This window comes from Pigmentiphaga litoralis, from assembly GCF_048632615.1.
Classification (GTDB): domain Bacteria; phylum Pseudomonadota; class Gammaproteobacteria; order Burkholderiales; family Burkholderiaceae_B; genus Pigmentiphaga; species Pigmentiphaga litoralis_B.
Genome location: NZ_CP184479.1, coordinates 3,867,731 through 3,891,972 on the forward strand (window position 1 = coordinate 3,867,731; position 24,242 = coordinate 3,891,972).

Below are 24,242 nucleotides of genomic sequence, written 5' to 3' on the forward strand. Positions count from 1 at the left end.
GGCCCGTGCTCCGGGTTGCGCGTAGGGTCTCCCGTGGGCCCGCGGATGGTTCCGCCTCATTCCGGCTCGACACGGGCAATGCGGACCAGCTCGGTGTATTTGGCGATGTCGGCGTCAACGAGCTTGGTAAACGCGTCGGGGGGCAGCGTGGACGGAATCAGCCCCGTTTCCTTGATGGCCTGCGCCATTTCCGGCGTCTGCAAGGCCTTGGTCACTTCCTGCCGCAGGCGCTGAACGATGGCAGGTGGCGTATGGGCCGGCGCGAACAGGCCGTGCCATCCGGCGTCGACGTCGAAGTCCGGTACGCCCGCTTCCTTCAGCGTCGGAACGTCGGGCAGATAGCTGGCGCGCGCGTCACCCGTGAAGGCCAGCGCCCGCAACTTGCCCGCGCGGATCTGGGGCAGGGCCGTGGGAGCCGTCATCAGCATGGCCTGGATTTCGCCGCCCAGCAGCGCAGCCGCTGCCGGGCCGCCGCCTTTGTACGGCACATGCAGCATCTTCGTGCCAGCGCGCATGTTGAAACGCTCACCAGCCAGGTGCAAGGTATTGCCAATGCCAGGCGACCCGTAGGCGATCTTGCTGTTCGGGTCCCGCGCCAGCGCCAGGAACTCCGCCAATGTTCTGGCCGGCACGCCCGGGTACACCGCCAGGATAAGTCCTTCGCCCGCGGCCACCTGCGCAATGTCGACGAAGTCGCGCTTGCTGTCGTATGGCAGCTTCTTGTAGATGCTGGGGTTCACCGCGAACGAGGCAGACGTCAGCATCAGCGTGTAGCCATCCGGCGCCGCCTTGGCCACCGCGTCCGCACCAATGATGCCGTTGGCGCCCGCCCGGTTGTCCACGATGATCGGCTGGCCCAACTGCTTGCTCAGTTGTTGCCCCAGAATGCGCGCCGTGGTGTCCGGCCCGCCCGCGCCAAAGGGCACGATCAGACGTATCGGGCGATCAGGCCAGGACACCGGGGCGGCCCGCAAGGCGGCTTCCGCCTGGGCTGGTGCTTGAGCTTGGGCCGATGCTGGTGCTTGGGCTGGTGCTGGTGCTTGGGCCGATGCTGATGCTTGTGCTTGCGCTTGTGCATGTACTGGCGTTTGGACCTGTGCGCCGGCGGAGGCCGGTGCAGACATCAGCACTGCCGTCAGCACCGCCGTGAACGACGCCTGCCTGATCGCGGCGACCGCCGCTGTGCCCGCCTGCAAAAAACCCTTGGACATGCTGTCTCCTTGCTGCCGGCTCGATCGGCCAGCTGTTTGACGTTCGCAACGTTCAGTGCACTGCGTTTATTCGTCTTCGACCGTATTGGCCAGCACCCCGATGCCACTCACGGCCACCTCCAGCCGGTCGCCAGCCTTCATGAACACCGGCGGCGTCCGCCGATGGCCCACCCCAGCAGGCGTTCCCGTCGAAATCACATCGCCCGGGTGCAACTCGGTAAACGTCGATACGTAATGCACGATAGCCGCGGGCGTCCACATCAGCTGCTCGAAAGTGGTGGACTGCATCAACGATCCATTCAGCGTCGTCGTCAGCCGCATCCCGCCGGGATCGAGGATCGCCTCCGCCGTCACCATCCATGGACCGAACGCACTGCTGCGATCGAAATTCTTGCCCGCCGTCACGCTGTGCTTCTGGTAGTCGCGCACCGATCCGTCCATCAGGATCGAATACCCCGCCACGTGCGCCATGGCGTCGGCCTCCGGAATGTGCCGCCCCGCCTTGCCGACCACCAGCACGATCTCGCCTTCGAAATCGAACAGGTCCGACACGCGCGGCTTCAGGATCGGCTGCCCGTGACCGACCAGGGACTGCCGGTGCTTCATGAAGAGCGACGGCGACTCCTGGCTTGCGCGGCCCGTCTCCTCAAGATGGTCCCTGTAGGCCACGCCCAGCGCAAACACCCGGGCGCCGCTGTCAGGGATCGGCGGCAGGTAAACGATGCTATTGAGGGGAACGTCGGGCGGCGCATCGGCGCACAGGCGGCGCGCGTCGTGAACCAGATCCTGCCGCAGCAGGTCGGCCAGGCTGTGGCAACGGCCCGCGAACCGCGCCGACAGGTCAATGAATCCGCCGTCGACGACCGCGCCAAAACACGCGCGGCCGTGCACCTGCACCGAGGCCAGTTTCATAATCGTCTCCGTTGCCGTCGGCGCCGCGCCGACACCGGGCGTCTATGCGCCGTGAGCCATGACGGTAGCGCGATGCGAAGGAGGCTTCCAACGATAGTTGGTCATGAGTCCAGCAGCGTGGGTCATGAATACAGTGAGCAGATCATGAAAGCGTCCCAGCTCGCGTTGCAGGCGATTTGCCGCGCTGTCGTTTCGCGCTTAGAATGCCGTACGGCGTCGCCCAAGCGCGCACGCCGGTCTACTGCCCATCCCTAGTGCGTTTCGGATGGCGCGTCATGCGGGTGTAGTTCAATGGTAGAACGGCAGCTTCCCAAGCTGCATACGAGGGTTCGATTCCCTTCACCCGCTCCAGGCTTCCACATTTGCATACGGTAGGCAACAGATCCAAAGGTTGCCCGCACTGCTGCGCTTCCTCTACACCTTGGTCGTTAAGAACGCCCCCGCCGTCAAATCGATATCCGCACTGCTTATGCGCAACCGACGAGCAATGTCTTGCCAGCGATCGACAATCAGGGTTACCTCATTCACTACTTGCCTGGCCCGCACCTCGTCCAGTCCATAAAAAGCGGCGGTGCTCAGGACAGTATCCAGGTCAGGCCGATTGTCCACGTCGTCGATATTCAAGACGTGTTCCGCCTTGTCGATATTCGGATTGACGTCGAACGCGGGTGCAAGTCTCCAGCCTGTCTTGCCAAGCACGAATCCGTGATTGCGCAGGTGGTCGTCGCGATTGCCTACCGCGACGTTGAACGCCACGCGCCGGAATAGCTGTTCCAAATCCGCATCGGCATGCTCGGCATCGCCCTGAGCTCGGATGAACTGCGCCAGTTCCAGGTAGCTCGTGCCTTCACTTTCAGTTTTACGAAGCAATGTCATCGCTGAGGCATAAAAACGCCTTCCACCGAGTGTGCGATCGAACCTCTGCACGCAGAAGGTGTGAAAGTCGTTGTTTAGCTTGATGAGCTTTGCGGGCGGGACGTGTATTCCTGCTTCCCGCGCGAGTTGGTGAACGACAAACTCCCACGCCCCGGCGTCTCGATCGTCATCCCTGGCGGGAAACTTGCCGATCCAGAGTGAGCCATCCGTTTCGGTAAAGTTGGCTTTCGGCCTTGCTCCGCCCAAAGACGCTCCGGGCGCGACGAGCACGGCGAGCCATTTGCGCAGCGCATCGAGGTCGTCAATTCGTCGGTTGCTGAGTTGGTAGGCGACGGCTTCCAATTCTCGTAGCGTCGTTACGGGTGGCGCCGCCATTTTCTCGTCGCCCAGGAACACTTCGGTGCCTGGGCTGCGAAAGCGCAGGGCGCCTTGGCGTGTAAGGTCTTGCACGCCGACGAGAAAGTCCCAAGCGTAGAGCGTGCGGGGCGGCCGCTTGTCGTCCTTGGCCTGTAGCGCCTCGCGACGCTTCATGAGCGTTTGACCCCAACGGTCTGGCGATGAGTCCAGGAAGATCCCGAAGTTGCCCAGCTCTGGCTTTGGAAAGAAGGGGTGCTCGTCCAAGGAAAGGTCTGGATCCAGCGCAAATGCGCGAGGATCTTTTAGCCAATCTCGTTTGTACTGAAAGCGGATCTGGCCGCGGTCATGGGCGAGCGTGCCGACCTGGCATGCAGGGTATGGGGCGTCGTCAAGCCACACCTCCAATGTATTGTCCTGCGTGCTCATGTTGGCTCCTCACCATTCGAGGTCGATGCCGACTTGGTCGTGGTGCGGGCAGGAGCGCGGCGATTGGGTGCTGGCTCAAGCGCCAGATCTTGCAATTTCCGCCCGACTCTATCGTCGGCCCCAACGTGATTAAGGTCGTTCTCAAGGCCAAGCACGGCCAGTACCCGGACATAGGATCCCAGCGTGGCCCCTGCGTCTCCGGCCTCGACCTTGTACAAGGTGGTTCTTGAAATTCCTGCTCGCTGCGCGACCACAGCATTGCTCAGCTTCCGTCGCTTGCGTGCAAGACGTAGCCGCTCTCCCAGCGAGGAAAGCAGGCGTTGCTCTTGAGGGAAGACGACAGGCGGCTTGCGAGGCATGTTCGCTATTATGGGCTGTAGGAGGTTACTTTGTCCATAATAGCGAAAAAATAGCGATCCGGGGCGTTGGAACTGCGAAGAATGGCCCGGAGCGATCTGCCTTGTCCAAGTCCGTTCCCCACCCCCGCAAACCTCAGGGTTAGTCACGATTCTATGTCAAGCACGTTTATATCAAACTGCTTTACATGGGTGGCGAAGATAGGCGTGTCATCGTCGTAGCCTGCCGCTCACCTCGACAACAAACGGCAAGCCTGCGTCCAGGCGAATTGCCAGGAAGGGGGACGGGACAATGAACGAGACATCGCCGCGCCTGGGCGTGAAGGTATGGGTCGCAACCGCCTTGACCGGCTTAGGACTGTCCGCCTGTGGCGGGTCCGGACCGGATCCGGAGCCTGTGGCGGCGGTGGCCACTGAACAGGCATGCAAGGCATCGGCCACGTTGCCCGGCATCGCCAACGCGCCGGTGATCAGCGAAGCGTCGTGGGTACCCGCCAATACCGAAAAGCCGGCCAGTACGGCAACGACCTTCCTGCCTGCGCACTGCGTGGTGCGCGGCGCGATCTCGCCGCGCACTGGCGCGAACGGAATCGCCTACGCGACCAAGTTCGAGCTTCGTCTGCCAGAGAACTGGAACCGGAAGTTTCTGTTTACGGGCGGCAGCGGCCTTGAAGGTACGCTTCCGGCCGCGTACGGCGTGACAGGCGGACCCAAGACGGCGCTCGAGCAGGGCTATGCGGTGGTGTCGCAGAATGGCGGACACGACAACGCGGCCATGCCGTTGCCATGGTCGTTCGGGCTCGATCCGGACGCCCGCATCGACTTTGGCTACCGGTCGATCCAGCAGACGGCCCAGACCGCAAAGAGCTTCGTCGCCACCTACTATCAGCGGGCCGCCGACAAGTCCTATTTCGACGGCTGCTCGACGGGCGGCCGGCAGGGGATGGCGTTTGCCCAGCGTTTCCCGGACATGTTCGACGGCATTGTGGCGGGGGCGCCCGTGTTTGATTTTGGCCGCGTCGTTGCCGCGCGGCTGTGGGGCTGGCAGAAGGCCGCGGCCCTGGTGACCCAGGAGCCGGGCAGCTACCCACGCTTTCACGAAGCCATGCCCGAAGCGGATCGCCGTCTCTTCCAGCGCGGCGTGCTGGCCGCGTGCGATGCGACCGATGGCGTGGTCGATGGCATCGTAAGCCGTCCGTTGTCGTGCAATTTCCAACCCGCTTCCTTGCAATGCACCGGCGCGAAGACGGCGGAGTGCCTGTCGGCCGATCAGGTGCGTTTGTGGGAAGCCGTCATGAGCGGTCCGAAGGATTCGCAAGGCAAGCCGTTCCAGGTGCCGGGCTACCTCACGAGCCGCGAAGTGCCGGTGGCGGGATACCGGATCGATCCGGCGTGGATGACCTCGTCTGGCCAGGCCGCACGGATCACGGGGCAGGGGTGATCCTGGACATTCAGTGGAAGCTGAATGTCGACCCTACGCCGTATCTGTTCATGACGCCGCCCGACCCGGCGTTCCAGCCGCTCAGGGACATCAACTGGGATACGTGGGCGGAACGCATGACCGTCAATGCGCCGTGGCTGATGTCGAATCCCGATATCGCCGGCTACCGCGATCGGGGCGGCAAGATGATCCTGTATCACGGCAGCGGCGATTCGGGTCCCAATGCGGTTGACACCGTCAACTACTACGATGCCGTCGTGCAACGCAACGGCAGTTATGAAGCGACGGCAAAGTTCGCCCGTCTGTTTGTCGTGCCAGGCATGGGGCACTGCCAGGGCGGTCCGAGCACGGACACCTTCGATCGTCTTGCGGCGATCGAAAAATGGGTCGAGGGCGGCGTGGCGCCGGATCGTATCATCGCCACGGCGCGGGCCGGCAATGCGGACCTGACCGCCGTGACGCCAGCCATCTCGGCTAGCACCAGCCGTCCGTTGTGCCCCTATCCAAGTTACGCCCATTACAACGGGGCGGGGTCGGTGGAGGACGCAGCGAACTTCACGTGCAAGACACTTTGAAAGGCGGGCGCCAAGGTTGCCAAGGAATGATTTAAGGCAAGTACCCCTGGCGAAGCAAGCGATTGGCGGGCCTGAGTTTCGCGTTGCCGATCAGCCGCCTTTCCTAGACCGGGTAAACTTCGCGCTCCATGCGCTTCTCCGACCTCGACCAACGCCTTGCCGCACTCGGCGCCCAGCCTGCTCACCGCGGCCGGATTCTGCGCGTCTGGCTGAGCGGACAGGCACTGGACAGCGGGTCGCGCAAGGACTTCGAAAACTTCCTGCCGCTTGCCGTGCGACATGCGCTTCCAGCCTTGGCTGCGGAGCTCGACGGTCTGGCCCGTATCCACTCCGAACACCCTGGCGATGACGGCAAGCGCCTGCTGGTCGCATTGGCTGACGGCCAGATGGTGGAGAGCGTGCTGCTGCCGCGCGATGCCCTCTGCGTGTCGACCCAGGTCGGCTGCGCGGTCGGTTGCCGATTCTGCATGACCGGCAAGAGCGGGCTGATCCGCCAGGTCACCAGCATGGAAATCCTGGCCCAGGTCGTGCTGGCGCGACGGCAGCGCGCGGTCAAGAAGGTCGTGTTCATGGGCATGGGCGAGCCGGCGCACAACCTCGACAACGTGCTTGAAGCCATCGACCTGCTCGGCACGCAAGGCAACATTGGCTACAAGAATCTGGTGTTTTCCACCGTAGGAGATCGGCGCGTGTTCGACGCGCTGCCTCGGCAACGCGTCAAGCCGGCTCTGGCGCTGTCACTGCATACGACCAAGGCTGACCTGCGCGAGCATCTGTTGCCACGCGCGCCTAGGATCTCGCCCGAAGAACTGATCGAGCTGGGCGAGCGGTACGCGCGTGACACGGGCTATCCGATCCAGTATCAGTGGACCTTGCTCAAGGGGATCAACGATGGCGACGATGAACTCGACGCAATCTTGAGCTTGCTCAAAGGCAAGTATTGCGTGCTCAACGTCATCCCGTTCAACAGCCTTGAGGGCGACGATTACGAGCGGCCGGATGCCGGGCGCATTCAGGAGATCGTTCGCTATCTGCACGGAAGAGGGTTGCTGACCAAGGTGCGGAACAGCGCCGGGCAGGATGTGGAGGGCGGGTGTGGCCAGTTGCGGTCACGTGTTGTCGGGACGGAGCAGGTCATCGAGCTTCGCCGCTCGCGTGCTGCCGCACAGTAACTCGGACTCGCGTTGTGGCGGCGGCGCGCGCTGCATTGCCGACCAATAGCAAAGATGCTTCGCTGCACCGCATCCGGAAGACAGCGTGGCCAGAGTCCAGCCCGCGCCGGCGGACCTGGCAGGCCGCCATCAATCCGCCTTGATATTCCCGTCCTTGACGACCTTGCCCCACAACGCCATTTCCTTGTTCAGATACGCCGCCATGTCCTGCGGCGTCGAATCCACAATCTGCACGCCTTCCTCCGCAAAGCCTGCTTTCAGTGCCGGGTCGCGCAACGCCTTCACCAGTTCCTTGTTGAGCAGGTCCAGCGTAGCGGGTGGCGTGCCCGCGGGCGCGGCATACCCCCACCACGCCGTTGCGTCGTAGCCGGGATAGCCCGCTTCGGCGACGGTCGGCACGTCCGGCAATGCGGTCAGGCGTTGTGTACCCGTGACCGCCAGCGGGCGGGCGCGCCCGGATTTGATGTACGAAACCGCTGCGGTGTACGAGGTGAACGTGAACTGCACCTGCCCGCTGACCATGTCGGTCATGGCCTGCGCCGCGCCTTTGTAGGGCACATGCAGCACGTCGATGCCGGCCATGCTCTTGAGCAGCTCGCCCATCAGGTGCGCGCTGGCGCCGTTGCCGGTCGACGAATACGACAGCGTGGCCGGTTTGGCCTTGGCCAGCGCGACCAGCTCGGGCAGCGTCCTGGCGGGTACGGACGCATTGGCCAGAAGGATCAACGGCGCCGATGCGGCCAGGGTAATGAAGTCGAAGCTCCTGATGCTGTCGTAGGGCAGCTTGACCAGGCTGGGATTGACGGCATGGGCCGACGACACTTGCAGCAGGGTGTAGCCATCGGCCGGTGCCTTGGCAACGAAGTCCGTGCCAATGGTCGCGCCGCCTCCGGGCCGGTTCTCGACCACTACGGGCTGCTTGATGTTCTCGGACAGCTTCTGGCCGATGCGCCGCGCCAGCGTGTCGTTGATGGCGCCCGGCGTGAACGGGACGACGATCCGGATGGCTTGTGATGGGAAGGGTTTCGAGTCAGGTGCTGCCTGGGCCGCAACCGTTCCCGACCCCGCCATCAAGCTGCCGATCAGGCACGCCGCGCCCGAGAACTTCCAACGTCCGATCCTGTTCATGCCGCCTCCCGCTGTACTTATTGTTGTCACGTCTGTGCGTGTGGGGACAGTCTAGAAGCGGGAAGGGGCGCGCGATACGGCCACGCGGGCATAGCTGGTTTGCCCGGGTGGTCATCCGTTCGCCCAGGACATTCTTGGCCTAAGACTGCGCTGGCAGCCATCCAATAAGCGCTTACAATACCGTTTTATGCGCATGATCATGCGCATCGATCATGTGGATGGAGGGGCGTGTGGTCGACACCATCGCAAAGAAGCCGGGGCACAAACGCTCGGCCAATATTTCGCTGTCTCCGGATGTCTACGACGGCGCCAAGCGCCTGGGCATCAACCTGTCCCAGACGTGTGATCGTCTTCTACGTCAGGTAATACGGGATGAAGAGGCGCGGCGCTGGTCTGCCGACAATGCAGCGTTCATCGACGCCTATAACAAGGTCTTCGAGGCCGAAGGGCTGCCATTGGATCATTGGCGGAGTTTCTGACCTTGCCGCGTTTTGACATCTACCGCAATGGTGGCCCCCGGTCATCCACGACACCGTACCTCCTCGATATACAAAGTGATCACCTTTCCGCACTGAATACTCGGGTCGTGATCCCTTTGCGCCTCGTGGCCAGTTTCCCCGCCGTGAGTTTGCCGCAAGATCTTGTTCCGGTGTTTCGTATCGAAGACAAGGCGTGCTTCCTGGACACGCCAAAGCTAGCGGCCGTACCCTATCGTGAACTTGGTCAGGCGCTGGGCTCCCTAAGCGGCCAACACGACTTGATAATGTCCGCGCTCGACCGGCTCTTCGGCGCCTTCTGACACCCACTCTGCAAGTAGTTGCTGTCATCAACGATTGGCCGGCCAGGCGAGGTCCTGTACACACCCCGATCCGCCAAGACCGCATTAAGCACGGCCAGGCATCTCCAACCCATACAACTCCGCCGTGTTTTCCCAAAGAATCCGTTGCGCCAGCCATTCGGTCTGCTGCGCGCTCCACACCTTGCGTTGATACCCCTGGTCCAGCACGACGTTCAGCGAATCGCGGGCGTAGTGCGCGGCGGCCACGTGGAATTCGGGCGCGGCGGTGTCGGTGCCGAACAGCAACTTGTTGGCCGGCAGGATTTCCATCCATTCGGACAACTTCTGCCGCAGGTAGAAGTGGTGCAGATAAGGCATCCACGAAAAGTCCAGATAGACATTGCCATAGGTCTGCACCAGCGCGGCGCAGTCACTGGAAAACGGATAACCGCCATGCAGCAGGGTGATCTTGAGCCGGTTCAACGACCGGGTGTTGAGAAAGCCTTCCAGCAGAAATGGCGCGGTGTTGGCCATCAGCATGCCGGGTTCGGGATGACCCATGCCGACATGGACTTGCAGGGGCAGGCCGCGATCGCACGCATATTGCGCGGCGCGCCGTGCCAGGAAGTTTTCCAATGCCCGGCGATCGCCCGGCCGACCTGAGGCGATCGACTCGTACGCCGCTTGCGCTTGCGCATGGTCGGCCCGGCCGAAGTCGATGGGACGCACGTAGGCCGACGCCAATTTCAGCGCCACCGCACCTTCCTGCACTCGCCGGTCGAGGGACGCATCCACGAATTGCAGGTACGCATCGAAAGTGTCGGGCGGTGCGTCCATGCCGTAGTGCGTCAGCTCGCTTCGAAGCACGTTGCCGAAGGTGGTGTGAAAGCGCTGGTATTCGGTGCCGCGCAGGGTCGTCTCGGTGGTGTGAAAGGGGTACAGGTAAGCGTCGATGCGGATGACCTGCCGGTACCGCGCCGGGTTCCATCGCGTGCGATCCAGGTAAGGCACGTCGGTCAGAATGATCGGCGTGTTGGCAAGGTCAGCCGCGGCGTCGTACGAGAAGGATGGGCTGCGCGCGCCCCATTCCCGGGCGGTGCGCATCTGCGTGTCCCAGTCGGCATCGGGTCCGTACAGCTGGCGGCATCCTTCCCGCAATGCCGTCGCAAAGAAGGTCGTTGATCGAAACAACAATCCCCGGTCAAGCAGTGTCTGTGTGCCATGGTCGGCTTCCAGCTGCGCCAGGGCGGCGGCATCGCCCCGGTTGCGAGCCGCAATGAATGCGTCATAGACCTCGGCGGGCACATTGGCTTCCATGTGCGCCGTCGCAAAGTGTTCTTCGATCTGCCGCACGGTGCGAAAGCGGCTGACGGACGCATGCGAATGGTGGTCGATGGCGGGCATGCCGCCGGTGATGTCGGGTACGTGCACGGATGTCTCCTGGCCGGGGGTCACGCTATTCCGGCTTGATGTTTTTTCTTTGATGATCGCGGCCCACTGCGCGCTTTCCTTGCGGATGTGTGCATCGAACTGTTCGGGCGTGGTGGCCTGCGGACTCATGCCGAAGCCCCGCAGCCGTCCCGGCAAGTCGCCGCCAGCCAAGGCCCGGTTCGTCTCGTCATTAAGCTTCTTGACCACCGGCTGAGGCGTGCCGCCGGGCGCGCATAGCCCATACCAGGAGTTGACGTCGAAACCTTTCAGACCCAGTTCGTTGAGCGTTGGGACGTCGGGCAGATGCGGCGAGCGCTCCAGCGACGTGACGGCCAGCGCGCGCACCTTGTCCGGATGGTCCTTGATGTAGGTGCGTGCGGAGGGCAGCGGGTTGAAGTAGAAGTCGACGTGCCCGCCAAGCAGGTCGGCGATGACCGATTGCGCGCCTTTGTAGGGTGTGTGCACGGCCGACAAACCGGCTTGCCGCAGGAACAGTTCTGCGGCCAGATGCGTCACGTTGCCGACCCCGGCCGACGCAAAGAAGGCCTTGCCTGGATTGGCGTTGAGGTAGGTCGCGAATTCGGCGTAGTTCTTTGCCGGCACGCGGGCGCTGGCAACCAGCACCATCGGCGCCGTCGCGATCAGCGATACCGGCACGATGTCTTTGCCGACGGCATAGGGCAGGTTGCTCTGCAGGTTGGGATTGATGGTGATCGGGCCTGGTGAACAGATCAACAGGGTGTGACCGTCGGGCGCGGACTTGGCCACATAGCCCGTGCCGATCTGGCCGTTGGCGCCGCCCTTGTTTTCGACCACGTAATGCTGGCCCCAGGTGGCCGTGAAGTGATCGCCCAGCCCCCGTGCAACCGGGTCGAGGTCGCTGCCGGCAAAGAAGGGCACCACGATTTTCAACAGCTTGTTCGGATAGCCTTGGGCGGATCCCGCAGGGCCTCCTGCAACCGACCCGGGTTGCGGCGCCGCGCCTTGTGCGGCGGCAAGGGAGGGAAGGGCTGCAAGCGCGCACAGCGTCGCAATACGGGCAAGAGGTTTCATGAGTCGGATGCCTTCAGAACGCCGTTAATGGGGACAAACACAGTCAGCTCAGCAAAAATTGTAGCGCTACAATTTTGTCCGCACAAGCATTTGTAGTGGGGCCATCCGGCGATCGAGCGATGACCCGCGGGTTATGCTTGCGCACCTGACAGGCAGGGGCCTGGATGAGAATGAGCCTATGAAGTCCACGATGGCTGACGTCGCAGCGGCTGCCGGTGTTTCGCCGATGACCGTCTCCAACTGCTACAAGCATCCGCACAAGGTCCACGCGGAAACCCGTGAGAAGGTGCTCGCCACGGCGGCCGCGCTAGGGTATGTGCCCAATCTGATCGCCAGCAGCCTGGCCTCGGGTCGGAACCGCACGATCACGGCAGTCGTGCCATCCCTGAGCAACTCGAGTTTTGCAAGGACGCTGGAGGGCTTGAGTGATTACCTCGCGTCGCAGCGGTTCGAATTGCTGTTGGCGGTGGCCGAAGATCCCCAGCGTGAGACGCAGGCGATCCGCGGCATTCTCGGGCGGCGCCCGGCAGGCATCGTGCTGACCGGTGGCGAGCATACCGACGAAACGATCCGGCTGATTCAGCCGTCCGGCGTTCCCGTGGTCGAGACGTGGTTGTCGAGCGCGCCCAGCATCGACATGGCCGTCGGCTTTTCCCTGTCTGACGCTGCCTATGACATGGCCCGCATGGTGATCGACAAAGGGCTGCGCCACATTGGCTGGGCGGGACACAATCTGCCCAATAGCCAACGCTATCTGCAGCGGCAACACGGCTTCCAGAGGGCAATGGAAGAGGCCGGCTTGCGCGCGGATCTGATCCATCTGTCCGCCGAATCCGAGGGGTTTGCCGGCGGGCGCCTGGCGATCGACGCCTTGCTGAAGAAGGAACGACGCCTGCAGGCGCTGTGTTGCGTGACCGATGTGGTGGCCGCCGGTGCGCTGTTCGAATGCGCGCGTCGCGGGTGGAAAGTGCCTGGCCGGTTTGCCGTTGCGGGCTATGGGGACTACCAGATCGCCGCCGAAGTCCCGCCCGGACTCACGTCGGTCAAGACCAACGGCGCGGGCATTGGCCGCGCTGCCGGGGAACTGCTGGTACAGAAGATCGAGACTGGCCAGGTCGATGACCGAGTACGGCACGTGCCCTACGAGATCGTCTTGCGCGGCAGTATCTGACCGTCATGCGCCGTTGCTCGCAGGCGGCGCGTGTGCCGCCGATGGCAGCCCGTTAACGGCCGTCGCGCGGCAGGAACACCAGCACCAGCAACGAGCACACCCCCGCGCACAGGAACGCCAGGTCATATCGACCGCTGGCCGTGATCGCAATCGCAAACGCGGACGGCGCAATGATGTTGACCAGGGTTACCAGGATCGACGAGCCCGCAGCCGTTTCCGATACGAGGTCGGGCGGCGAGCGCCGCGCCACTTCCGCAATCTGCACGCCGTTCCAGCTGGCGGCGGTGCAGCCTGCCACGAAGGCCAGCAGAACGATCGTCCAGAGCGGCCAGTCAGGCTGGATGAAACCAAGAAGCGCGGTCGTCCCTGCCGAAAAGACGGCCGCCAGCGAGAGGGTGGCGGTGGCCGATTGCAGGCGATCCGAAATCCAGCCCAAGGCGATCCGCCCGAGCACTCCGCCCAACTGCATCACCGCGAAGATCGCGCCGGCCAGGCTCAGCGAAAAGTGGAGACTGTCAACGAGATAGATGACGGTGAAGGCGAACCAGCAGCTTTGCGCGACGGCAAACAGGCTGCCGACAATGGAAATGTTGAGCAGACCCCGGTTGTGGCCGAGCGATGCCAGGGGCACGGCAAGCGCGCGCAGCGATTGCAGGCTCATCGCATACCATGCGCGGCCGGGTATGCCTGGCCGCCTCTCGTCGATGGTTTCGCTTAGCCGCCACGTCAGCGCGGTGGGCAGCAGCACGATGACGGCACACGCGCACAGGGCAATGCGCCAGCCGGCGATAGCGATGATGCCAGGGATCAGGAGACCTGCCAGGATGCCGCCCAGCGGCACGCCGGCCTGTTTGATCGAAAACATCAGATTGCGCTTGCCGGGCGGCGAATACCGCTGAAGCACTTCGCTGCCGGCGGGGTTGGCGGCGCCGTTGCTCATGCCCATGGCAATGCAGGCAGCCAGCGCCACATGCACGCTGGGGTACACGAACAAGGCCATGCAGGCCGCGCCAAGGATCAAGGTCAATTGCAGCGTGCGCGTGCCGCCCAGCCGCCGCAGCAGGGCGGCGCCGGCAACGAGCATGACGAGGCCGCCCAGTGCGTTGCCGGCGGTCAGGTAGCCGATGGAACTGCCGCTCCATCCAAATTCGGCGGAGATGGCGGGGACGATGATGGGGATGAGGCGCGACAGGAAAGCCGCGATGGTCTGAAGGGCGAAGATGGCTGCCACGGGCACGAGCCAGGCAGGAGCGTTGCGTTTCATGAGGCCTGAGGATGGACGACGGGGGCGGTCTTGGGTCCGCGCAGTGTACTGAGGATCGACACTCAGTACACTGCACCCAAAGCGAAAGCGGCATGTTACCTGTCTGCCGCATCGCCCGTTCGTGCTCCGGAGACCCTCAGTCGATGAATCATGTGTTGCCGCGCGCCCTGGCGTTCATTCTGGCCGCCGTCGTCACCGGCGCCCTGGCCAGCATCGTGCAGACGCAGTTCAACCTTGCGTCCCTGCTGGCCTTCGGGGCGCCGGTCACGCCGGCGTTACGGGGCCTGACCACGGCCGAAGACCTGGCGCGATTCGGTCCGGTCATGGCGGGCATCGCCGCCGCGGCCTTGCTGCCGGCCTTCGCGGTCGCGCATGTTGTCGGCCGCGTGGTGCATGCAAGGTGGCGCCGGGGCGTGTTGATGCTGGCCGGCCTGTGCGGCATGGCCGTGGCCTTCTGGCTGATGGCGTCGGTCATCCCGATGCCGCCGCTATCCGCAACCCGCCGGCTGCCCGGCTTCGTGTCGATGTCCTTCACGGGCGTCGTCGGCGGGCTGGTGTATGCAGCCGTCCTGGCCAGACGCCAGGACCGCATCGGCAAAGGCCAAGGGCGCGCGGGCACGCTCGCCATGATGGCGGCAATCCTGCTGGTGCCGATACTGGCGTTCATCATCATGGCCCCGCCCCGAGGTGTCCCGCCCGCTCATGCCGATCCGGCAACGTATCGGGTGCAGACGGTGGCGACGGGCCTGGAACGGCCGTGGTCCGTGGCGTTCCTGCCCGATGGCCGCACGCTGGTGACCGAGATGCGGGGACGTCTTCGTGTCGTGGGCAGCCACGGCGCTTTGTCCGATATCGCGCTCGATGGCATGCCCGCGGGCTTCCACGAAGGGGGCACGGCAGGGCTGATGGAAGTCATGCCCGATCCGGATTTCGACCAGAACCGATGGCTGTACCTGACCATGAGCTATGGCGCGGCCGGGGCGAATGGCACACGATTGATCCGCGCCACCCTGGACGGCGATCGGATCCGGGACGTACGCATCCTGTTCAACGGCACGCTCAAGACTCGGGCCGGCAACAACGGCGGCCGTATGGCGTTTCTTCCCGACCGCACGCTGGCGTTGACGGTGGGCGACGGCAACCTGCAGCGCGAAGCGGCGCAGTCCACCCACGACCATCTGGGCACGGTCATCAGGATCGACAGGGAAGGGCATGCGCCTGCCGACAATCCTTTCGTGCATGTGCCGGGCGCACTGCCCGAACTCTACAGTCTGGGGCATCGCAATGCGCAGGGCATCGCGGTCGACCCCGCCACCGGCGATCTGCTCATCTCGGAACACGGTCCGCGCGGTGGTGACGAAATCAACCGGATCGTTGCGGGTGGCAACTATGGGTGGCCTGTCGTGACAGGCGGCATCGACTATCCCTTTCCCCGCGTCTCGCCGTTCCGTCGCCTTGATGGCTACCTGGATGCCCAGCTGGAATGGACGCCGTCCATCGCGCCGGCGGGGCTGGCGGTCTACAACGGCGCGCTGTTCCCGGCGTGGCGGGGCGATTTGCTGGTGCCGGCCCTGAAGGAACGTTCGGTACGCCGGGTGATTCGCCGGGAAGGCAGGATCGTCGGGCAGGAACTCCTGCTGGCGGACCTGAAGCTGCGCATGCGTGACGTCAAGGTCGCGCCCGACGGGTCGGTCTATGTGTTGACCGATGGCACCGATGCCAGGCTGCTGCGGTTGGTGCCGCCATCTGCTTCCGCGCTTCCCTGATCGTCAATCTTTTTCTTCGGCGGCTTCGGCGGCTTCGGCGATCACCAGCAGCACCGATGCCGGCACCTTGCCGACCGACGTGATCTTGTGCGGGATGCTCGAGTTGAAGTGCACGCTGTCGCCCGCCTTGAGCGTCTCGGTGCGCCGCGCCAGCTGCAAGGTGATGCTGCCCTTCAGCACGTACAGGATCTCTTCCCCCTGATGGTGGCTCATGGGATGGTTGCGGGCCGGCTCGTCGGTCGGATTCACGACGAAGGCGACCATCTTGTGGCCGGGCAAGGTGCCCGATACCAGCCGCGGCGAGCGGGCCGTGCCGGGGGGCGACGCCGCCGATGACGCAGGTGGCGCCCGGTTGATCACGACCGGATCGTCTTCGTTCGACTCGGAAAACAACGCCTCGACCTTGACGCCCAGTACCTTGGCGATCCGCAGCGCGGCGCCGATCGACGGCGTCGATACGCCGCGTTCCAGCTTCGATACATAGCTGCGTGTCAGCGCTGTCTGCTGGGCAAGCTCTTCCAGCGTCAAGCCCGCCTGCACACGCAACAACTTCAATTTCAAAGACATCTATTTCCTAAATGACACTTGTGTCCTACACTAAACACGGGTTCCGAACGTTGATCGAAGTTGGAGCTGGCTCGCGGCCGCTCCGTCACCGGGGATAGGTATGACGCTCACCAAGCGCTGTCTTGCAGCAGTTCTCATCGCCTTATGTAGCACCGCAACGGCCGTGGTGCAAACCGCGGCGGCGGCGGACGCCAATTATCCCGACAAGCCCATACGGCTGATCATTCCGTTTGGCGCCGGCGGCATTACCGACGTGGCCGGCCGCATGATCGGGCAGTACCTGGGCGAGGCCTTGTCGCAACAGGTCATCATCGACAACCGGCCCGGCGCGGGCGGGTCCATCGCCGCCCAGGCGCTGGTGGGCGCCAAGCCGGATGGCTATACGCTGTTGCTGGGTACGGTCGGCACACAGGTCGTCAACAAGATGCTCTACAGCAAGCTGAGCTACGACCCGGCTGCCATGACGCCCGTGTCGCTGGTCAGCAACTCGCCCTACGTGATCGCCATCAACGGCATCGACAAGGTCGACGATCTGCAGGGCCTGGTGCGCTACGCCAAGGCCAACCCGGGCCGCCTGAACTTTGGGTCGGCTGGCAACGGCAGCTCGCCCCACCTTGGCATCGAGCTGTTCAAGCTGGCCACGCAGACCGACATTGTGCACGTACCGTTCAAGAGCGGCGCCGAAGCGGTCAACGCGGCGGTGGGCGGGCAAGTCAACATCGTCATCGATGCGCTTCCGGTGATCGATCCCCAAGCCAAGGCTCAGCGGCTCAAGATTCTTGCCATTGCCGCCGCCGAGCGCAGCCCGGCCGCCCCCAACGTCAAGACAAGCGTCGAGCAGGGCCTGCCCCAGTTCCAGATCGGATCGTGGAATGCGCTAGTGGCGCCGAAGGGCACGCCAGACGCGGTCGTTGACGTCCTCAACAAGGCGTTGGCAACGGCGCTGCAGCGGCCGGAACTCAGGGCGAGGCTGACCGACATGGGCATCGAGACCTTGCCGACGGGCGTGGCCGCCTACCGGCAGCACGTGGCCAGCGAAACCACGAAGTGGACCAAGGTCATCCAGACCGCGGGCACGCGGCTCGACTGAGGCGCAATCGCCATGCTGCTCTATGACACCCTGCGATCGGGCAACGCGTGGAAGGTCAGGCTGATGGCCAGCCTGGCCGGCGTGCCGATCGAACGCCGCACGCTGTCCATCGATCGCGGTGACCTGGCCAAGCCGTCCTTCCTGGCGGTCGCGCCGCTGCGCCACGTGCCAGTACTGCAGTTGCCCGATGGTTCCCATCTGGCCGAATCGCTTGCGATCCTCCACTATCTGGCGCAGGGCACCCGATGGTGGCCGGATACCCTGCCCGGGCAATCATCGGTGCTGACCTGGCTCTCATTCGAGCAGGATCGCCACATGAAACCACTGGCACAATTACGCCTGATCCTGGCCTTGCACCCGGGCGGCGATCCGCAGGACGCCCTGTGCATCGCCCATGCCAGGGCAGCCCGCGCCGCGCTGTCCGTGCTTGACACCCAGCTTGCGCGGCAAGGCCAGGATGGTTGGGTGGCGACGCGGGATCATCCCAGCATTGCCGACGTGGCGCTCTATCCCTACACCTGCATGGCGCCTATGGGCGGCATCGCACTGAACGATTACCCGGCGGTCCAGGCCTGGCTGAAGCGCATCGAAAGCCTGCCTCGTTATCAGGCACTGTTTCCGGGCCAGCCCGAGCGCAATCTCTCCACACAAGAACAACCTTAGGGACATCATGAACCGAACCGATACCTTCGAGCTCGACAAGGCAACGCTGGTGGCCGAGTCCACGACTCAGCTCGACAAGCAATTCCAGGACAGCCGCTACACACTGCGGCAGAAGCTGGCGCTGACGTGCCGCATTCTGTTCGACAACGGGCATGACTCCGGCCTGGCGGGACAGATCACGGCGCGCACCGGCACGCCGGGGCAGTTCTTCACGCAGCAACTGGGCCTTGGCTTCGATGAAATTGCGGACAGCAACCTGTTGCTGGTCGACGAAGACCTGAACGTGCTCGAAGGCGACGGCATCCCGAATCCGGCCAACCGTTTCCACTCATGGGTCTACCGCGCCCGCCCCGATGTGAACTGCATCATCCACACGCACGCCGTCTACGCCGCGGCGCTGGGCATGCTGGAACAGCCGCTGATCATTTCGCACATGGACAACTGCGTGCTGTACGACGACGTCGCATTCGTCGGCAAATGGCCCGGCATTCCGGTAGGCAACGAAGAAGGCGAGTTCATTTCGGCCGCCCTGGGCGACAAGCATGCCTTGCTGCTTTCCCATCACGGGCTGTTGATCGCTGGCTCGACAGTGGAAGAAGCGTGCGTGCTGGCCATCGCGTTCGAACGCGCGGCGCGGATGCAATTGCTGGCAATGAACGTGGGCGAGATCCAGCCTATCGATCCCGCCCTGGGCCGCGAAGCGCACGACTGGGTGCTGCGCCCGAAGCGCAACACCATCGCGTTCGAATACTACGCGCGGCGGTCGCTCAAGGACGCGCGCAACGCGGACTGCCTGCGGTAAGGATCAGATCGGATATCCGACAATGGCTTTGACCTCCAGGTATTCCTCAAAGCCGAACACGCCGAATTCACGGCCATTGCCTGACTGCTTGTAGCCGCCGAAGGGCAGGCTGCGGTCGAAGGGCGCGCCATTGAGATACACCCGGCCGGCACGAATGCGGCTGGCAACCTTGCGAGCCCGCTGGAGGTCCGCGCACTGAACGAATCCGGCAAGTCCGAAAGGCGTGTCGTTGGCGATCGCAACGGCTTCGTCCTCGGTGTCGTAGCAAAGGATGGACAGGACCGGACCGAAGATTTCTTCACGCGCAATGCGCATTTGCGGCGTCACATCGCCGAACACGGTCGGGCGGACGTAGTAGCCGTGTTCCAGTCCTTCTGGCCGCCCCAGGCCTCCGACTACCAGCGTGGCCCCGTCGTCGATGCCTGCCTGGATCAAGGCCTGCACCTTGTCGTATTGCGCCTGGCTGACCAGCGGTCCCATGGTGGACGCGGGGGAGAGCGGGTCGCCCAACCGGATGGCGGCAATGGCGTCGCGCGCCGCATCGAACGCCGCGTCGCGGTGGGCGCGCGGGATCAGCATGCGCGTCGGCGACTGGCAGTTCTGGCCCGCGTTGGTGTTGCAGGCATGGACCCCGGCGATCACCGCCGCCCGGACATCCACGTCGGGCATCAGGATGTTGGCGGACTTGCCGCCCAGTTCCTGCGCCACGCGCTTGACCGTGTCCGCAGCCAGTTTCGCCACGCGAATGCCGGCGCCGGTGGATCCAGTAAAGGACACCATGTCGATGCCAGGATGCGCCGCGATGGCTTCGCCAACCGTCGGACCATCGCCGTTCACCAGGTTGAAGACGCCTGCCGGCAGGCCGGCCTCGTGCACGATCTCCGCAAAAAGCATGGCGCTGAGCGGTGCGATTTCGCTGGGCTTGAGCACGACGGTACAGCCCGTGGCGATGGCGGGCGCCACTTTGGAGGCAACCTGGTTCAGGGGCCAGTTCCACGGCGTGATCAGGCCGCAGACGCCAATGGGTTCACGCCGCAGGATGCCGCTGCCCATCTTTTCTTCAAACGGAAATTCCGCCAGCACACGCAGCGCTTCTTCGAAGTGGAAGAGGGCGACGGTCGCCTGCCGCTCGGTCGAAAACGTGATCGGAGCGCCCATCTCCAGCGTCATCATGCGGGCCAGTTCCGGCAGGCGTGCACGGAAGCCGTCGATGATGCGGCGCAGGTAGCCCAGGCGTTCCTCGACGCTGGTTTCGGCATAACTTTCGAAGGCGCGGCGGGCGGCGTCCACCGCGCGATCCACGTCCTGCTTCGATCCGACACTAATGCGCGCGAACGCGGTTTCGGTGGCGGGGTTGATGACGTCCAGGGTTGCCGGAACGGCCGGGTCGACCCAGGCGCCGTCGATGTAGAACTTCAGTTGATCCATGGTGGCGTGCTCAAGGCGGTGGTGGGGAAATGACGTGCAGTGCGGGGCGTCAGTCGACCGTGATGCGAGCTGATTCGACAACGACCTTCCACTTTGCTGCTTCGCTGCTCATCTGTTGGCTCAGTTGGGCCGGGGTGCCCGCCAGCGGCGCCATGCCCAATGACGCCAGCTTGGCCTTGCCTTCCGCCGATCGGGTGTAGGCGTTGATCTCCTTGTTCAGGGAATCGACGATGGCCTTCGGCAGGCCGGCCGGACCGACCATGGCGCTCCACACGGTGGCTTCCAGGTCGAGACCTTGTTCGGCGGCGGTCGGAACGTCGGGCATGCCCACGAAGCGGTTCTTGGACGTGACGGCAAGCGCCTTCAGTCGGTTGGCCTGGATGTTAGGGATCAGCGAGGTCACGGGCGCTGTCACGGCGTCGACCGTGCCGCCGATCGCGTCCGCCATGGCCGGCGCGTCACCCTTGTACGGCACCGACTGCAGCTTGGCGCCGGTGTGCATCCGCAGGTACTCGACAGCCAGATGACCGATGGTTCCGTTGCCGGGGTTGGACACGGTCATGGCGTTGCCGCGCGTCTTGCTCAGCGCCACCAGATCCTTCAGCGAACTGGCCTGCACCGAGGGATTGACGGCCATTACCAGCGGGATCTCGCCGATCAGCGCAATGGGTGTCAGGTCCTTTTCGGCGTCGAAGGGCATCGGCTTGTACAGCCACTTGTTGTTCGCCAGCGGGCCCGATGTCGCCAGGCCCAGGATGTAGCCGTCCGGCGCCGCCTTGGTGACGAAGTCGACGCCAATGTTGCCGCCCGCTCCGGCGCGGTTTTCCACGACGAACTGCTGGCCGTAACGGGTGCTGAGGTGCTGGGCAATCTGCCGGGCAACCAGGTCGGAACTGCCGCCCGGGGCGAACGACGCCACGATGCGGACGGTCTTGTTGGGCCAGTCGCTCTGGGCATGTGCAGCGCCGTGAAACGCAAACAGGGCGCCGAGGGCGCAGACGATGGTGCGGCGCAGAGGCAGGAAGGTCATGGTGGTCTCCGGAGGTTTTGTGTTTTTTGAGTGTGCTCAAAGTTGAAGTGCCAGCGTCTTTCTGTTTTCGCACTTTTCGCGCCGTGAAACAGACGGCGCTTGGCGCAAGGGCGGTCGGCGCGCTTTGCCTTTCACCCTGCGGAAAGCGCCGTCACCGGCGTTGTGCGGTGCCCGCCGGCGGCGCATGCTGGAAAAAACAACCTGTCAGGAGACCTTTGTGGACCCACACGCTGGCGGCGACCGCCCCGCACGCTTTCTGGAAGATTTCGAGATCGGTGAACGCTGGACGAGCGCGCCGACCGTCATCGGCGAAGCTGAAATGATTGCCTACGGGTTGGCCAACGATCCCCAGCCGATGCACACTGACCCGGTCGCCGCGGCGGCAGGGCCTTTGGCGGGCTGGTCGCCAGCGGGTGGCAGATCGCCGCATTCTCGATGCGGATGTTCGTCCAGTCCGGCGGGTACGGCAAGACGCCGGTGGTCGGCATGGGCATTGACGAACTGCGCTGGCAGAAACCCGTGCGCCCCGGCGACACCCTGACGGTCGAACGGGAAGTCGTCGAGGTCACGCGGTCGCGGACCCGGCCCGACCGGGGCATGATCCGGACGCGGGTGCAGGTGCGCAACCAGGATGGCGACGTCGTGATGACGCTCTACACGCTGGGTCGGGTGCCCGCCCGCCAGACCGGCATTGCCGGGAGCGCGGCATGATCGAGGTCGACCGCCCTGCCGACATGGCTGCCTGGGTAGGCAAGGAAATCGGGGTCAGCGACTGGTTCCAGATCACCCAGGACCACATCGACGCCTTCGCAAAGCTGACCGGTGACGATCTCTGGATCCATGTCGATCCGGAACGCGCGCGCACCGGCATGCCCGATGGCAAGACGATCGCGCACGGATTTTTCACGCTGTCGCTGATTCCCTTTCTGGTGCGCAGCGTCTATCGGATCGTGCATCGGGGCCATGGCCTGAACTATGGGTCGAACCGGATCCGCTATGTCAGCCCGGTGCAGGTCGATTCCCGCATCCGCCTGCGCCAGTCGATCACGGCAGCCGATCCGGTCGACAACGGCATGAAAATCACGTCCGAATGTGTCATTGAAATCGAAGGCAAAAGCCGGCCCGCGCTCGTCGCCGAATTCCTGATGGTGGTGTATGACAACTGATTCGTTGACTTCGGCAACGGGAAGCGGGGCCGATTTCGTGTCCTTCCCGGACCTGATCCGGCGGCATGCCGCGGCGACACCCGACCGTTCGGCATTTGTGTGCGACGGGAGGGAAACCCGCTGGGCCGAGCTAGCCGACGCCTTGCCCCGCGTGACGGCTGCCTGCCGGGCGATGGGCGTCCAAGCCGGTGACAAGGTGGCTTTCATCACCACGATATCGCTCGAGGCGCTGACGACCTTCTTTGGCGTGATCGCCGCCGGCGCCTGCACGGTGCCGCTGGCGACGTCCGCCACCCCGGCCGCGCTGCTGGGCATGTTGCGCAATGCCGATGCAGCAGTGCTGGTGGTCAGCGCCGACATGGTCCCCGTGCTGGCCGACATCATGCCCGAGATCGAGGCCATGTTCGCCGGCCGGCTCGTCGCGATCGGTTTCGGCCAGGCAGGCTGGCAGACCTGGAACGACTGGATGACGTCGGGCGACACGCGAGCCATGGCGGCCCAACTCGCGGCATTGTCCCCCGACCAGGATTTCAACCTGGTCTACAGTTCTGGCACGACCGGGGAACCGAAAGGCATCCTGCATCGGCACGGCATGCGGTCACGGCAGGCGCGCCGCCCGAGCTTCGGGTTGGGCGCGGACAGCGTCATGATCCTGGCCACGCCCATCTACTCGAACACGACTCTGCAGCCCATGCTGGCCACGCTGGCTGCAGGCGGCACGACGGTCGTCATGCCCAAGTTCAAGGCGGATGCCTACCTGGCGCTGTGCGAGCGACACCGCGCCACGCACACCATGCTCGTGCCCGTGCAATACCAGCGCATCCTGGACTGCCCCGCATTCGCCTCTACCGACCTGTCGGCATTTGTGTTGAAGCAGTGCACCGGTGCGCCGCTCGACGCGGGATTGAAGGCACGGATCCAGCAAGCCTGGCCGGGCGGCCTGCGCGAGATCTATGGGCTGACCGAAGGCGGATGTTCCTGCGTGCTGGATGCCGATGTCTATCCCGGCAAGCTGGGCACCGTGGGCAAACCCGCGGCGGATCATGACGTCCGCATCATCGATGACTCGGGCAAGGTGCTGCCGCAAGGGGAGGCCGGCGAAATCGTGGGGCACTCGCCTTACATGATGGCGGGGTACTACAAGCGTCCCGACGCCACCGAAGCCTTCTACTGGCGCGACGAAACCGGCCGGGTGTTCCACCGGACCGGCGACATCGGCCGCTTCGACGACGACGGCTTCCTGATCCTGCTCGACCGCAAGAAGGACATGATCATTTCCGGCGGCTTCAACATCTACGCCGCCGATCTGGAGTCGGTGCTGGCGGCGCACCCCGACGTGCAGGAGTCGACCGTGATCGGCATTTCCAGCGCGCAATGGGGCGAGACGCCGCTCGCGTTGGTGGTTCCGGTGGCAGGCAGCACGACGCCCGCGAGTGAACTGCTGGCGTGGGTCAACGCGCAGGTCGGCAAGACGCAGCGGTTGTCGGCGGTGGAATACCGCGACGAACTGCCTCGATCGGCCCTGGGCAAAGTGCTGAAACGCGAATTGCGTCAGGCCTATTGGAAATGACGGAGACGA

General features: G+C 64.1%; 23 protein-coding genes and 1 tRNA gene. 14 read left to right on the forward strand and 10 right to left on the reverse strand.

The window, feature by feature from the left end; all coding sequences use genetic code 11:
• Nucleotides 1–56: 56 nt before the first annotated feature.
• Nucleotides 57–974: a tripartite tricarboxylate transporter substrate binding protein gene (locus ACNANG_RS17735; RefSeq protein ID WP_420224099.1), complete on the reverse strand. Its 918-nt coding sequence runs from the start codon at nucleotides 972–974 to the stop codon at nucleotides 57–59.
• 303 nt (nucleotides 975–1,277) lie between these two features.
• On the reverse strand, nucleotides 1,278–2,123 hold the full coding sequence (locus tag ACNANG_RS17740) for a fumarylacetoacetate hydrolase family protein (protein WP_420224100.1): 846 nt from the start codon (nucleotides 2,121–2,123) through the stop codon (nucleotides 1,278–1,280).
• A 277-nt stretch (nucleotides 2,124–2,400) separates the two neighbouring features.
• Here ACNANG_RS17740 and ACNANG_RS17745 point away from each other — a divergent pair.
• Nucleotides 2,401–2,474, forward strand: a tRNA-Gly gene (locus ACNANG_RS17745).
• A 63-nt stretch (nucleotides 2,475–2,537) separates the two neighbouring features.
• On the opposite strand, the gene ACNANG_RS17750 is transcribed toward ACNANG_RS17745, so the two are convergent.
• Together ACNANG_RS17750 and ACNANG_RS17755 are read right to left on the reverse strand one after the other, a co-directional pair.
• Nucleotides 2,538–3,782: a type II toxin-antitoxin system HipA family toxin gene (locus ACNANG_RS17750; protein WP_420224101.1), complete on the reverse strand. Its 1,245-nt coding sequence runs from the start codon at nucleotides 3,780–3,782 to the stop codon at nucleotides 2,538–2,540.
• Nucleotides 3,779–4,141, reverse strand: coding sequence for a helix-turn-helix domain-containing protein (locus tag ACNANG_RS17755; protein ID WP_420224102.1), 363 nt, complete (start codon nucleotides 4,139–4,141; stop codon nucleotides 3,779–3,781). Before ACNANG_RS17755 ends, ACNANG_RS17750 begins: the two co-directional genes overlap by 4 nt.
• 289 nt (nucleotides 4,142–4,430) lie before the next feature.
• On the opposite strand from ACNANG_RS17755, the gene ACNANG_RS17760 reads away from it, so the two are divergent.
• The 3 genes from ACNANG_RS17760 to ACNANG_RS17770 all read left to right on the forward strand — a co-directional run bounded on the left by ACNANG_RS17760 (nucleotide 4,431) and on the right by ACNANG_RS17770 (nucleotide 7,326).
• The gene (locus tag ACNANG_RS17760; RefSeq protein ID WP_420224103.1) at nucleotides 4,431–5,579 is read left to right on the forward strand and encodes a tannase/feruloyl esterase family alpha/beta hydrolase; all 1,149 of its coding nucleotides are present in this window, start codon (nucleotides 4,431–4,433) and stop codon (nucleotides 5,577–5,579) included.
• The gene (locus tag ACNANG_RS17765; RefSeq protein WP_420224104.1) at nucleotides 5,531–6,154 is read left to right on the forward strand and encodes a tannase/feruloyl esterase family alpha/beta hydrolase; all 624 of its coding nucleotides are present in this window, start codon (nucleotides 5,531–5,533) and stop codon (nucleotides 6,152–6,154) included. Before ACNANG_RS17760 ends, ACNANG_RS17765 begins: the two co-directional genes overlap by 49 nt.
• Before the next feature lie 128 nt (nucleotides 6,155–6,282).
• Complete coding sequence (locus tag ACNANG_RS17770; RefSeq protein WP_420224105.1) at nucleotides 6,283–7,326, forward strand: RNA methyltransferase; 1,044 nt, start codon at nucleotides 6,283–6,285, stop codon at nucleotides 7,324–7,326.
• 129 nt (nucleotides 7,327–7,455) lie between these two features.
• Here ACNANG_RS17770 and ACNANG_RS17775 read toward each other — a convergent pair whose 3' ends face one another.
• Nucleotides 7,456–8,454, reverse strand: coding sequence for a tripartite tricarboxylate transporter substrate binding protein (locus ACNANG_RS17775; RefSeq protein ID WP_420224106.1), 999 nt, complete (start codon nucleotides 8,452–8,454; stop codon nucleotides 7,456–7,458).
• Nucleotides 8,455–8,684: 230 nt separating this feature from the next.
• Here ACNANG_RS17775 and ACNANG_RS17780 point away from each other — a divergent pair, with 230 nt between their 5' ends.
• On the forward strand, nucleotides 8,685–8,933 hold the full coding sequence (locus ACNANG_RS17780; RefSeq protein WP_420224107.1) for a type II toxin-antitoxin system CcdA family antitoxin: 249 nt from the start codon (nucleotides 8,685–8,687) through the stop codon (nucleotides 8,931–8,933).
• Nucleotides 8,934–8,935: 2 nt separating this feature from the next.
• A complete protein-coding gene (locus ACNANG_RS17785; RefSeq protein ID WP_420224108.1) occupies nucleotides 8,936–9,253 on the forward strand; it encodes a CcdB family protein in 318 nt (105 codons plus the stop codon).
• Nucleotides 9,254–9,337: 84 nt separating this feature from the next.
• Here the strand turns inward: ACNANG_RS17785 and ACNANG_RS17790 are convergent, their stop codons facing one another.
• On the reverse strand, nucleotides 9,338–11,716 hold the full coding sequence (locus ACNANG_RS17790) for a tripartite tricarboxylate transporter substrate-binding protein (RefSeq protein WP_420224109.1): 2,379 nt from the start codon (nucleotides 11,714–11,716) through the stop codon (nucleotides 9,338–9,340).
• A 190-nt stretch (nucleotides 11,717–11,906) separates the two neighbouring features.
• Between ACNANG_RS17790 and ACNANG_RS17795 the strand changes: the two genes are divergently transcribed.
• The gene (locus tag ACNANG_RS17795; RefSeq protein ID WP_420224110.1) at nucleotides 11,907–12,887 is read left to right on the forward strand and encodes a LacI family DNA-binding transcriptional regulator; all 981 of its coding nucleotides are present in this window, start codon (nucleotides 11,907–11,909) and stop codon (nucleotides 12,885–12,887) included.
• Nucleotides 12,888–12,939: 52 nt separating this feature from the next.
• Here the strand turns inward: ACNANG_RS17795 and ACNANG_RS17800 are convergent, their stop codons facing one another.
• A complete protein-coding gene (locus tag ACNANG_RS17800) occupies nucleotides 12,940–14,151 on the reverse strand; it encodes an MFS transporter (protein ID WP_420224111.1) in 1,212 nt (403 codons plus the stop codon).
• A gap of 143 nt (nucleotides 14,152–14,294) precedes the next feature.
• Here ACNANG_RS17800 and ACNANG_RS17805 point away from each other — a divergent pair, with 143 nt between their 5' ends.
• Entirely contained in the window at nucleotides 14,295–15,917 is a 1,623-nt protein-coding gene (locus ACNANG_RS17805; RefSeq protein WP_420224112.1) for a PQQ-dependent sugar dehydrogenase, read from the forward strand.
• Between the two features lie 3 nt (nucleotides 15,918–15,920).
• Here ACNANG_RS17805 and ACNANG_RS17810 read toward each other — a convergent pair whose 3' ends face one another.
• Nucleotides 15,921–16,484: a cupin domain-containing protein gene (locus ACNANG_RS17810; RefSeq protein WP_420224113.1), complete on the reverse strand. Its 564-nt coding sequence runs from the start codon at nucleotides 16,482–16,484 to the stop codon at nucleotides 15,921–15,923.
• 163 nt (nucleotides 16,485–16,647) lie between these two features.
• Between ACNANG_RS17810 and ACNANG_RS17815 the strand changes: the two genes are divergently transcribed.
• Genes ACNANG_RS17815 through ACNANG_RS17825 form a run of 3 tightly spaced genes read left to right on the forward strand, consistent with a single transcriptional unit; the run spans nucleotide 16,648 to nucleotide 19,039 of the window.
• Entirely contained in the window at nucleotides 16,648–17,574 is a 927-nt protein-coding gene (locus tag ACNANG_RS17815; protein ID WP_420224114.1) for a Bug family tripartite tricarboxylate transporter substrate binding protein, read from the forward strand.
• A gap of 12 nt (nucleotides 17,575–17,586) precedes the next feature.
• Nucleotides 17,587–18,237, forward strand: coding sequence for a glutathione S-transferase family protein (locus tag ACNANG_RS17820; RefSeq protein WP_420224115.1), 651 nt, complete (start codon nucleotides 17,587–17,589; stop codon nucleotides 18,235–18,237).
• Between the two features lie 7 nt (nucleotides 18,238–18,244).
• Nucleotides 18,245–19,039: an aldolase gene (locus tag ACNANG_RS17825; RefSeq protein WP_420224116.1), complete on the forward strand. Its 795-nt coding sequence runs from the start codon at nucleotides 18,245–18,247 to the stop codon at nucleotides 19,037–19,039.
• A 3-nt stretch (nucleotides 19,040–19,042) separates the two neighbouring features.
• Here the strand turns inward: ACNANG_RS17825 and ACNANG_RS17830 are convergent, their stop codons facing one another.
• Together ACNANG_RS17830 and ACNANG_RS17835 are read right to left on the reverse strand one after the other, a co-directional pair.
• Nucleotides 19,043–20,467, reverse strand: a complete 1,425-nt coding sequence (locus ACNANG_RS17830) for an aldehyde dehydrogenase family protein (RefSeq protein ID WP_420224117.1) — start codon at nucleotides 20,465–20,467, stop codon at nucleotides 19,043–19,045.
• Nucleotides 20,468–20,516: 49 nt separating this feature from the next.
• On the reverse strand, nucleotides 20,517–21,497 hold the full coding sequence (locus tag ACNANG_RS17835; RefSeq protein WP_420224118.1) for a Bug family tripartite tricarboxylate transporter substrate binding protein: 981 nt from the start codon (nucleotides 21,495–21,497) through the stop codon (nucleotides 20,517–20,519).
• A 435-nt stretch (nucleotides 21,498–21,932) separates the two neighbouring features.
• Between ACNANG_RS17835 and ACNANG_RS17840 the strand changes: the two genes are divergently transcribed.
• The 3 genes from ACNANG_RS17840 to ACNANG_RS17850 are packed head-to-tail and all read left to right on the forward strand — an operon-like array spanning nucleotide 21,933 to nucleotide 24,233.
• Nucleotides 21,933–22,208: an FAS1-like dehydratase domain-containing protein gene (locus ACNANG_RS17840; RefSeq protein WP_420224119.1), complete on the forward strand. Its 276-nt coding sequence runs from the start codon at nucleotides 21,933–21,935 to the stop codon at nucleotides 22,206–22,208.
• Complete coding sequence (locus tag ACNANG_RS17845; RefSeq protein WP_420224120.1) at nucleotides 22,205–22,663, forward strand: MaoC family dehydratase; 459 nt, start codon at nucleotides 22,205–22,207, stop codon at nucleotides 22,661–22,663. The genes ACNANG_RS17840 and ACNANG_RS17845 overlap by 4 nt, the downstream gene beginning before the upstream one ends.
• Nucleotides 22,653–24,233 (forward strand): class I adenylate-forming enzyme family protein, encoded by a 1,581-nt coding sequence (locus ACNANG_RS17850; protein ID WP_420224121.1) that lies wholly within the window; start codon nucleotides 22,653–22,655, stop codon nucleotides 24,231–24,233. The genes ACNANG_RS17845 and ACNANG_RS17850 overlap by 11 nt, the downstream gene beginning before the upstream one ends.
• Nucleotides 24,234–24,242 lie beyond the last annotated feature (9 nt).